10 protein-coding genes are annotated in these 10,168 nt (G+C 37.9%); 7 read left to right on the forward strand and 3 right to left on the reverse strand.

Features of this window, described 5'->3' with window-relative positions; all coding sequences use genetic code 11:
• The first annotated feature begins 174 nt into the window (after positions 1 to 174).
• From yaaA to QL998_RS13955, 3 genes are all read left to right on the forward strand, one after another.
• On the forward strand, positions 175 to 954 hold the full coding sequence (gene yaaA, locus QL998_RS13945) for a peroxide stress protein YaaA (protein WP_290192901.1): 780 nt from the start codon (positions 175 to 177) through the stop codon (positions 952 to 954).
• A gap of 121 nt (positions 955 to 1,075) precedes the next feature.
• Entirely contained in the window at positions 1,076 to 2,032 is a 957-nt protein-coding gene (locus QL998_RS13950; protein ID WP_182195234.1) for a mechanosensitive ion channel family protein, read from the forward strand.
• 596 nt (positions 2,033 to 2,628) lie between these two features.
• The gene (locus QL998_RS13955; protein ID WP_290192902.1) at positions 2,629 to 4,359 is read left to right on the forward strand and encodes a methyl-accepting chemotaxis protein; all 1,731 of its coding nucleotides are present in this window, start codon (positions 2,629 to 2,631) and stop codon (positions 4,357 to 4,359) included.
• A gap of 216 nt (positions 4,360 to 4,575) precedes the next feature.
• On the opposite strand, the gene QL998_RS13960 is transcribed toward QL998_RS13955, so the two are convergent.
• A complete protein-coding gene (locus QL998_RS13960) occupies positions 4,576 to 4,896 on the reverse strand; it encodes a BON domain-containing protein (protein ID WP_010553266.1) in 321 nt (106 codons plus the stop codon).
• Between the two features lie 271 nt (positions 4,897 to 5,167).
• Positions 5,168 to 6,394 (reverse strand): ATP-dependent RNA helicase SrmB, encoded by a 1,227-nt coding sequence (gene srmB / locus QL998_RS13965; RefSeq protein WP_007376476.1) that lies wholly within the window; start codon positions 6,392 to 6,394, stop codon positions 5,168 to 5,170.
• A gap of 75 nt (positions 6,395 to 6,469) precedes the next feature.
• Between srmB and QL998_RS13970 the strand changes: the two genes are divergently transcribed.
• Together QL998_RS13970 and QL998_RS13975 are read left to right on the forward strand one after the other, a co-directional pair.
• Positions 6,470 to 7,168, forward strand: a complete 699-nt coding sequence (locus tag QL998_RS13970) for a methyltransferase (RefSeq protein ID WP_182195237.1) — start codon at positions 6,470 to 6,472, stop codon at positions 7,166 to 7,168.
• A gap of 120 nt (positions 7,169 to 7,288) precedes the next feature.
• Entirely contained in the window at positions 7,289 to 7,735 is a 447-nt protein-coding gene (locus QL998_RS13975) for a DUF2147 domain-containing protein (RefSeq protein ID WP_182195240.1), read from the forward strand.
• Between the two features lie 2 nt (positions 7,736 to 7,737).
• Here the strand turns inward: QL998_RS13975 and QL998_RS13980 are convergent, their stop codons facing one another.
• On the reverse strand, positions 7,738 to 8,652 hold the full coding sequence (locus QL998_RS13980; protein ID WP_182195243.1) for a LysR substrate-binding domain-containing protein: 915 nt from the start codon (positions 8,650 to 8,652) through the stop codon (positions 7,738 to 7,740).
• Positions 8,653 to 8,841: 189 nt separating this feature from the next.
• Here QL998_RS13980 and QL998_RS13985 point away from each other — a divergent pair, with 189 nt between their 5' ends.
• The gene (locus QL998_RS13985; RefSeq protein ID WP_182195246.1) at positions 8,842 to 9,765 is read left to right on the forward strand and encodes a DMT family transporter; all 924 of its coding nucleotides are present in this window, start codon (positions 8,842 to 8,844) and stop codon (positions 9,763 to 9,765) included.
• Positions 9,766 to 9,851: 86 nt separating this feature from the next.
• The gene (locus QL998_RS13990; protein ID WP_290192903.1) at positions 9,852 to 10,079 is read left to right on the forward strand and encodes a hypothetical protein; all 228 of its coding nucleotides are present in this window, start codon (positions 9,852 to 9,854) and stop codon (positions 10,077 to 10,079) included.
• Positions 10,080 to 10,168 lie beyond the last annotated feature (89 nt).

A 10,168-nucleotide genomic window follows, 5' to 3' on the forward strand; every position in this document is an offset into this window, starting at 1 on the left:
ATATACAATCCATACTGCAACAGTGTGACAATGCTTGATAGGTCTTATGTCCTGATCAATAAAAAAACGGCAATGCATGGGTTATTAAGAGAGGATTTATTTAAACAAAACGTGCTTTTCGTTTCATTTAATGTTGAAATTGACACTAAATAAATTACAAGTCAATAGCTAACTATGATCACTGTTATTTCACCTGCAAAAAATCTTGATTACGAAACGCCACCCGCAACAGACAAGTTCACTCAGCCTGAATTACTAGAGCACAGCGAAGAGCTCATGAAAGTATGCCGTGAACTAACACCAGCGCAAATTGGCAGTTTAATGAAAATTAGCGACAAGCTATCTGGGCTTAACGCAGCACGCTTTAGTGAGTGGGCACAGCCGTTTACACAAAGTAATGCTAAACAAGCCGCACTTGCCTTTAATGGCGATGTATATGGCGGTTTAGATGCAAGTACGCTTAAAGCTAGCGAGCTTGATTACGCACAAAACCACTTACGTATCCTTTCGGGTTTATACGGCTTATTAAAACCACTTGATTTAATGCAAGCTTACCGTCTTGAAATGGGCACCAAGCTTGAAAACTCGCGAGGCAAAAACTTATACGAGTTTTGGGACAGCGTAATAGCGAACAAACTAAACGAGGTATTAAAAGCGCAAGATGCACAATATTTAGTTAACCTTGCTTCAAACGAATATTTTAAAGCGGTAGATAAAAAAGTGCTTAATGCACAAATTATTACCCCACACTTTAAAGACTGTAAAAACGGTCAATACAAAGTAATTAGCTTTTACGCTAAAAAAGCACGCGGCATGATGGCGCGCTACATTATCGAAAATAAAGTAACGCAGTTAAGCCAACTTAAAGAGTTTACGGTAGCAGGTTATTACTTTAGCCCAGAGGCAACAGTTAAAGAGCTTGAGCCGGTATTTATGCGCGACGAACAAAGTTAGGTTTATAAGCTTAAATAAAAAATTTAAAAGCCATGCATTGCATGGCTTTTTTGATGTTGGCGTTATATTTGCAATCTCATCTAATATTAATGAGAACACTAATTAAATAGGTGCAAATAAAATGATCAGTATTCCGTCAGTTGGCGAAGCAGAAAAACTAATAGAAGAAAAGCTCGGAGGGTGGTTTGATGTTGTAATAAGCCATATCCCTAATTTTATAGTTGCGATACTGATCGCAATTGTGTTTTCAATATTGGCGCGCTTTGCTGGCAAGCTGATGAAAAACATATTACGCCGCTCACTCGACTCAACACAAATTGCCGACTTAATGGCGTCAATTTTTAAAGTTATTGTGTTGTGTATAGGTTTATTTATAGCGCTCGATTTTGTTGGGCTAAAAGGCACTGTTACCTCGCTACTTGCTGGTGCAGGTATTGTGGGTTTAGCCATTGGTTTTGCGTTTCAAGACATGACCGAAAACCTAATTGCAGGTATAGCAATGGGTGTACGTAAGCCATTTAAAACAGGTGACGTAATAGAAACCGATGATGTGTTTGGTTCAATACATTCTATAAACCTACGTAACACGCTAATAGAGAGCTTTTATGGGCAGTTAATACTGGTTCCAAACAAAGTATTATTTAGAAACGTACTAAAAAATTACACCACGCTAGGTGTTAGACGCATAGAAGTACCCGTAGGTATTTCGTACGGCGACGACATAGAAAAAGCAAAAGACGTTATAGTCGATAAAATTAACGAATTTGACTTTGTAATACGCAAAGATGAAACCGCAGTATACGCCGAAGGTTTTGGTGACAGCAGCATTAACTTACTGGTATGGTTTTGGATTAAATACCCAGGTGAGCCAGACTTTATGACAGTACGCCATAAAGGTGTTGTTGCCGTTAAGCAGGCACTTGATGAAGCTGATATTAGTATTCCATTCCCAATTCGTACTTTAGATTTTGGTATTAAAGGCGGCGAAAAACTCGATGCTATGATAAGCGACAAAATAAGCCAGCAGTCATCAAATAAAGACAGTGGTGAGGGGACTGACTCTAACCAAAGTGAGTAATTTAGTTAAAGCTCATTAGGCAAAAGCATTGGGAAATAGTTACTTACCAACAGCGCGTTTTTACAGAGTAAAACGCGCTTTTTAGACATTTTATAAAATAAAGGATATTTCTAATTTTAAAGTTAAGTCCCTTCATATAAGTATAAATTATCATTTTCCCATAATAGCGCAATAAATAAACTTGTAACCATTATAAATACATAAACAACGAGGTGTTTGGATAATAAATGCATTTTAGTGGTTTATGTTCCTGTTTTGTTTGTTTCCCCCTGTAAATTCGGGTTTTTTGAATAAATAAATTCATTTTTAGCTTTTGGTAGGCTAGATTTAACTTAACTGCTCTTTATTTAGTAAATACAAATGCCAAGCAAGAAAGTTCAGCTTTTCAAACGAGTCATTGGAGTTTAAAAACTAAGCTAACATTAATTTTCCTACTCGTAGGGATAATACCCGCCCTCATAATTACTACAATCTCTACATTACAATCAAAATCACGCGTCGAATACAATATATCTCAGTCGCTTGAGGCGATTAATCAAATAAAAAAAACTCAGATCGAAAATTATTTTAATCAAAAAAGGGCAGATATTGAGCTTTTGGCTTTAATTGTTCCGCAGCTTGAGGAAGACAACTATGATCGCTTTTTTACAGAATATATACAGAAGTATGACTATTACGATGTGTTTTTAATTAATAACAATGGGCTTATTTATTACACTCAAGCTAGAGAATCTGATTATCAAACAAACATATTAAAAGGGAAATATGCGAGTTCAAATTTAGGAGATTTAATTAAAGAGGTTAAACAATCTAAAAGTTTTAGTATTGCTGATTACAAACCGTATGCACCAAGTAATGGAGAACCCGCTGCGTTTATTGCTATACCTGTTGATGGTAGCGATACAATAGTTGCTTTACAGCTTTCGAGCAAAGGGACTAATCAAATAATGGGTGTTCGCGAAGGGATGGGAGAAACTGGTGAGAGTTACCTAGTTGGAGAAGATAAGCTAATGCGTTCTGATTCATATCTTGACCCAGAAGGACATTCACTCAAAGCAAGTTTTGCAGGAACTGTAACAAATAATGGTGCTGATACAGAGGCTGTAAATTTAGCTTTAAATGCTCAACATGGTACTAAAATAATAAAAGATTATAATGGAAATAACGTACTTTCTGCCTTCGATAGTATAAAGATTGGAGATTTTAGCTGGATTATATTAAGTGAAATTGACGAATCAGAAGCATTTGCACCAGTCCATCAGACTGTGCTTTTTAGTGTGATTTCTATAATAGTAGCTGCAATTGTTGTTGTATTTATTGGTGTTTTCTTTTCTCGAAAAATAGCGACTCCAATAATTGTAGCTTCCACTTTTGCTAAAAAAGTGGCGGCAGGAGATCTTAGCAGTAATATCGAAGTTAATTCACACGATGAGGTAGGCATGCTACAAGTTGCATTGCATACCATGTTAGAAAATCTCAGAAAAATGATTGGTGAATTATCTAACGTTGCAGTTCAGCAAGGCAGTACAGCAACAGAGCTTGCCTCAGTTACTGAGCAAACTAGCTTAGCAGTTACCGAGCAGCAAGCACAAACTATACAAGTTGCAGCCGCCACTACCGAAATGACTGAAACAGTAAAAGAGATAGCGAGTACAACTGCTAGTGCATCATTATTATGTGAAAATATTCAAAGAATGGCTCGAGAAGGCTCTGAAAATAATGATAGTACTTACAACGCACTTGTTTCTCTTGGAGAAGCTACAAAAAAATCAGCACATGAAGTGACGGAGTTGAAGCATAATTCAGAAAAAATAGTGAATGTATTAGGCGTTATTAAAAAGATAGCTGATCAGACTAATTTACTTGCTTTGAACGCAGCAATTGAAGCAGCTAGAGCTGGTGAACAAGGGCGTGGTTTTGCTGTTGTTGCTGATGAAGTACGAAGCTTAGCTAAGTCTACGCAAGAGTCTACAATGGAGGTTGAAGTGATCATTGAAGCTGTTGTTAGTGCCAGTAACGCAGCTGTTCAAGCAATGACAGACAATGTAGGACAAACAACTCAAGTTCAGGAAATAGCTAAGAAAGCAAACTTAATCAATAGTAATGTAGGCAAAGCAGTAGATGAAATATTTGATATGGTTGTTCAAATTGCAACCGCCTCTGAACAGCAGGCAACCACCATCGATGAAATATCACGAAATATAGGTGTCATAAATATGGGTATATCAGAGACCGAGCAGGCAGTTAGGGATATTGCACAATCAAGTAGCGAATTGTCTAGGATGGCAAACGGTTTAAATGATGAGGCCCAAAAGTTTAGTCTTTAACTTACTCTATTAATTTAGAAATCTTTGATTTAATGACGCTAATCATACAGATATAACTACGGTAGGATGTTACAGGGACGTACCATAAAAGACGTAAATAAGCGCGTGCCAAATAGTGCACGCGCATAAGTAAATATTAGAGTTGGTGAGACACTCTGCAACCGATGAGCTCGTAAATTACAAACTTCCAACATAATTATGTTTTATTCTAACATGTTAAATAACGCTAATTTTGTTACGAATGATTTTTACGCCATCCATATTTTCTAAAAACTTTTGAGCTAGTGCGCGCTGAAAACCAGTTTGTGCTTCACCATATAAATCTACTTCACCATTTTTTACCTGCACACGAATATCACTTAACGCTAGGTTAGGATTAGTTCGTAGGGTGTTGGTGATAGCTTGTTGTAAGTTAGGTTGAGTGGCTACACTGCTTACTACGGCCATGTTGGTTGCTGCACTTACCTTTGTAGCGCAAGCTAATAAAAATAAACAACAAAATGATACTAAAGCGATAGTTAACTTGAAGCGGTTCATAACTTAATCCTTACATTACGGTGAATAGTGCAGCCACAATATGGAAATTCCATCGGCTAGGTTATTATTGTAGTTACAATTTCGGTGCCAATATTAACGCTATGAAATATAAGGGGATTTTATTAAGTGGAAATTCAGGTGGGCAAAAATTACATTTAAATGAGTATGAGTTACATGCTTGGGTTACATATGTAACAGGTACAAGTGACAGAGCTATAAAGCTTGCATTAAAAAGCCGACAAAAGCCGGCTTAGTATAAAAATGTTTTAGGTTACTTTTTCTTTTTAACCTTAGCCTTTTTCTTGGCTTTCATTTTTACTGGATCTTTACGCTTTTTAGCTGGTGGCTTCGCTTCTTTATGCTGTGGCTCGACACCTCTAATTACACGGCGTTTTAATTTTTGTTCAACGTAGCGCTCTACTTTATATAAAATACCAATATCGTGTGCTTCAACTAGCGATATTGCTATCCCTTTTTTACCAGCACGGCCAGTACGACCAATACGGTGTACATATACGTCGGCAGTACGCGGCATATCAAAGTTAATAACGTGGCTGATGTCAGATACGTCAATACCACGTGCAGCTACGTCGGTAGCAACTAATATGCTTGTTTTGCCACTGTGGAAGTTTTCCATGGCTTTCATACGTTTGTCTTGTGGCATTTCGCCGCGTAACCACGCTGCTTTTACATCATTAGTTGTAAGTTCGCCAATCAATGTTTCTAAGCGTTCGCGAGTTTTAACAAACACAATCGCTTTAGTTACGTCAGGATTTTTTAGCGTATTAACTAATAATTCAAGTTTGTGATGATAATCGTCGGCTAAATGTACCCATTGGTGAATTTTAGCCTTTTCTTTACGTGACGATTCGGCTTCTAATAGAGCTGGGTCGTTTAATGTTTTTTCAGCAAACCTTTCTACGCTGTCACCTTCAAGTGTTGCTGAGAATAAAAAACATTGGCGACGATTTTTAGCTTCGTCACAAATACGGCTCATTTCTTTTTTAAAACCCATATCTAACATGCGATCTGCTTCATCAATAATAAGCATTTCTACATGTTCAGCATGAAAGTTTTCGGTTTCTAGGTATTCCATTAATCGACCTGGTGTGGCGATTAAAATATCGTTATTTTTTTCAAAAATTTCTTTATGCGTGCCGTAGTTAATACCGCCTGTTACTACACCAATTTTTAGGTGTGTGCGCTTAGCTAGCAGTTCACATTGTTCATGAATTTGATAAGCCAACTCACGAGTTGGGGTCATAACGAGTACGCGCGCAAAACCAGGGTCACGACGTGGGAAATCCAGTAAGTACTGAATAGCCGGAATTAAAAATGCCGCTGTTTTACCTGTACCAGTAGGCGCAGATGCTAAAATGTCGCGCCCCTGTAGTGCTTCAGGAATAGCTTGTTGTTGAATGCTGGTTGGCGTCTCGTAGCCCATTTTATTAATGGCATCGAGTAGCTTGTTATCAAGATCAAATTCAGAAAATTGCATAGAGTGTCTAAAATAAGGGACAATTACCCTGATTATACGCGCTATGCTGCGCTTGGTGAATGAAAAGGTGAAAAAATGTCTGGTTTTGTATTTAAACAATTTAAAGTTGAACACGACCACTGTGCAATGAAAGTTTCTACCGATGGCATTTTGCTTGGTGCATGGGCTAATTTAAGCGGCGCAAAGTCATTACTTGATATAGGCACCGGCACCGGCTTATTAGCACTAATGTGTAAGCAGCGCAGTAATGAGCTTGATATAACTGCGGTAGAAATTGACGAAAGCGCCTATACCCAAGCATTAAAAAATGTAGCTAATAGTCCGTGGCCAACTATAAGTATTACGCACCAAACTATTCAACGCTTTAGTAGTGAAGTTAAATTTGACGTGGTTATCTCTAATCCACCGTATTTTAATCACAGTTTAAAAGGCGATAATGCTGCGCGTAATGCCGCACGCCATACAGACGGCCTAAGTTTTGAAGAGTTAATTAATGCGTTTAAACGCTTAAGCCATAGCCGCGCTCGCTTTAGCTTAATACTCCCAAGCGTTGAAGGCGCATTATTTATTGAGCTTGCTATTCAAAATGGGCTTTATTTAAATACTCACTGCCAAGTAAAGGCCACGCCCAACAAAGATATTAGCCGCAGTTTAATGACATTTAGCTACGTAAAAAGCGATATAGAATCATCAATCCTGTGTATTAGAAACTTAGATAATACCTACACTGCTGATTATATAGCCCTGTGCAAAGCATTTTATTTGAAAATGTGAAGCAATAAAGTTCAGTGAGCTCTATTGAGTTATTCCTAATTTGAGATGCGCTTTAATAGTGTGTTTATAAATCACCTGATATGATTTAGCCATTAGCCACTTAATTTAAAAGGCAACACAATGAAAAAGTTAAATAAATTAGCATTACTTAGCACGTTAGCAACCACAATTTTTGTAAGCCAAGGCGCGCTTGCAAACATGAGCCCTGTAGGGCTTTGGAAAACCATTGATGAGGATACAAACGAAGCTAAATCGTACGTACGTATTACACAAAACAACAATTTACTAAGCGGCAAGGTAGACTCTATTTTAGACCCCGCTAAGCAAGGTGGCATTTGTAAAGAGTGCGATGGCGCATTAAAAGATCAGCCTATTTTAGGTATGACTATTATCACTGACGTAAAACCAGAAGATGATGGCGTATGGGGAGATGGCGCAATACTCGACCCAACCAATGGCAAAACCTACACCGTGCAACTAACGCCACAAAACGACGGTAAAACGTTAGAAGTTCGCGGTTATATTGGCTTTTTTTATCGTAACCAATATTGGGAGCGCGTAGAGTAACGTTACTCGCTGGCGGTTTTTAAAAACTCACGTTTTAGCCACTCTCTTAATGCACTTACCTGTGGGTGATTAAGCATGGCGTGGCTAGTTGCAAAATAAAACTGCTGATGGGGATTCACTATGCTTTGACCTATTTGAGTGAGCATACCGTGCTTAATATCGTCACGTACAAATTGTTTGTGAGTCACTAAAATACCTAGCTGGCGCATAGCTGCTTGCGTTGCCTGCACCGAAATATTAAACGTTAAATTATTATGCTGTTTAGGCTGCGCTAAATTATTGGCCTCACACCACGTTTGCCAATCGTTTTGCCTACGCGGGTTAGTAACGTATATTGCTTTAAAGCGCTCTAGTAAACTTTGAGGGGTTAACTCATCCTCATTTAACCCAGCTAAAAGCTGCGGGTTACACACTAAAATTAATTGATCGTCAGCTAATTTTTCACAGTGGTATTTTTGCCACTTATCGGGCTGGCCATGAATAATTGCGGCATCAATCCCTTCTCGCTCTAAATCAAACTCACCGACTAAATTAGAAATACGAATATCACTATTTGGAGCCATAAGCTGAAAATCCGCCACGCGGGGGATCCACCAATGTAGCGCCAACGAGTTAACCATATTAAGTGTTAAGTGCGTGTGTTCATTATTTGCGTTACTGGCTTCTTGGCTGGCTGTTAAAATTTCGGCCATGGCTGGGGCTATGCGTTTGTAATAGCGTTCACCTACAGGGTTTAGTTCAACACGCCGACCAATACGATTAAAAAGTGATGTATTAAGCTGCGACTCTAGGGCTTTTATCGATTGGCTAATCGCAGAGTGGCTAATACTTAGTTGCTCTGCAGCTAATACCATACTGCCCGACTCAGCAACGGCTATAAACGTATAGAGTGATTTTAAAGGCGCCGATTTAATCATAGTCACCACATATTACTATTAAGTTTTACTTACAGGTTAGTTTAGTATTATTCGCTTTTATATTTAAAAAGTATACGTAAGATTAGCGCTATAAAAGCACATGCCAATTTTTTAAAAATAATAAATAGATTAAAAAAATTAAGCTTTTAAATCAGTTTTTATTAATTTTTTATTTAAAGGATAACCGCGGTGTCGTTAAATTCTCGTGCTAGTGTGTTTATGTTGCTTTCTACGTTTACTCTGGCGTTAAACAGCTTTATTGCCAAGCTACTAACAGGCTACTTTAGTACCAGTGAAGTGGTTTTTTTACGGGTATTTTTACCCGCCATTATTATGTTGGCACTGGCGGCGGGCATAAAATGGCAACTACCTAATAAGTCGGCATGGCAAACCTTTGCTACCCGCGCAATTTTTATTGTACTGTGCCAAAACTGCTTTTTAGTGGCGCTAAATACCTTAACGCTGGTGGAGGCGGTGATTTTATTTAGCACTGGGCCGTTATTTATTCCACTAATAGAGCGCGTGCTTTTTAAAACAAAACTAAATTGGCTATTGCTACCTACAATGGCGCTTATGTTTGCGGGCGTTATTATTCAAAATATACATAGTGATGGCATTCAGTGGCGCTGGAGCTTATTAATTGGTTTAGGCGCGGGTATTTTTAATGCGTGTTCGCAAATTACCTTATTTAGAGCAAGTAAAATTAATCTCCCTATGATGGTAATAAACGGCTGGAGCTTTGCCTTGGCTTCTTTATTTATGGTACCGGTATTAATGTTTACTACTGGTGAGGCAAGCTTTTACCAAGGCTTTGCAATTGATATGAGTGATCATGGATTATTACTTATGATTGCATTAATTGGTTTTTCGACCGCTGCGACGCAGTTTTTTAGAGGTAAAGCGTATAGGTTAGTTAGTTCTAACTCACAGTTAGCGCCACTTATATATACTAACTTATTATTTGCGTTGTTATTTCAGCTTATATTTTACGATACAACATTAAGCTTGTCGCAAGTAATAGGCTCCGCGCTAATTGTATTAGCATGCACTATTAATACTTTTGCGCCTAGATGGAAATCTAATATTTATACGCATAAATATTTAAAAATTTAGCTACGTATGAAATCATATTTAGCTTATGCCTTTCTTAGTATTTACAACTGATAACGTCACATTGAATAAATAATAAAGGAAAAAAGATGATTAAGTACATAGTTGCTTTAATAATGCTGAGCACACTGTTAATAAGCGGTGGAGCAAGCGCAAAGGATGATGCTGTAAATACGGGTTGGTTTAATAACACGGCTATTAAAGGGTACGACAGCGTTGCATATTTTACGCAAAATAAAGCCGTTAAAGGCAGCGACAAATATACGTTTAGTTATTTAGCTAAAGTATCCCCAGAATTAGCCTTTACATATCAATGAACTAACAGTATTAAAAAATGTGGGTAGTGAGGGAACATTCATGGTGTTTTGTGATCTTATGAATCGCTTAAAAACAACAGAACTAAACA

It is taken from the genome of Pseudoalteromonas sp. APC 3691, assembly GCF_030408135.1.
Lineage (GTDB): Bacteria > Pseudomonadota > Gammaproteobacteria > Enterobacterales > Alteromonadaceae > Pseudoalteromonas.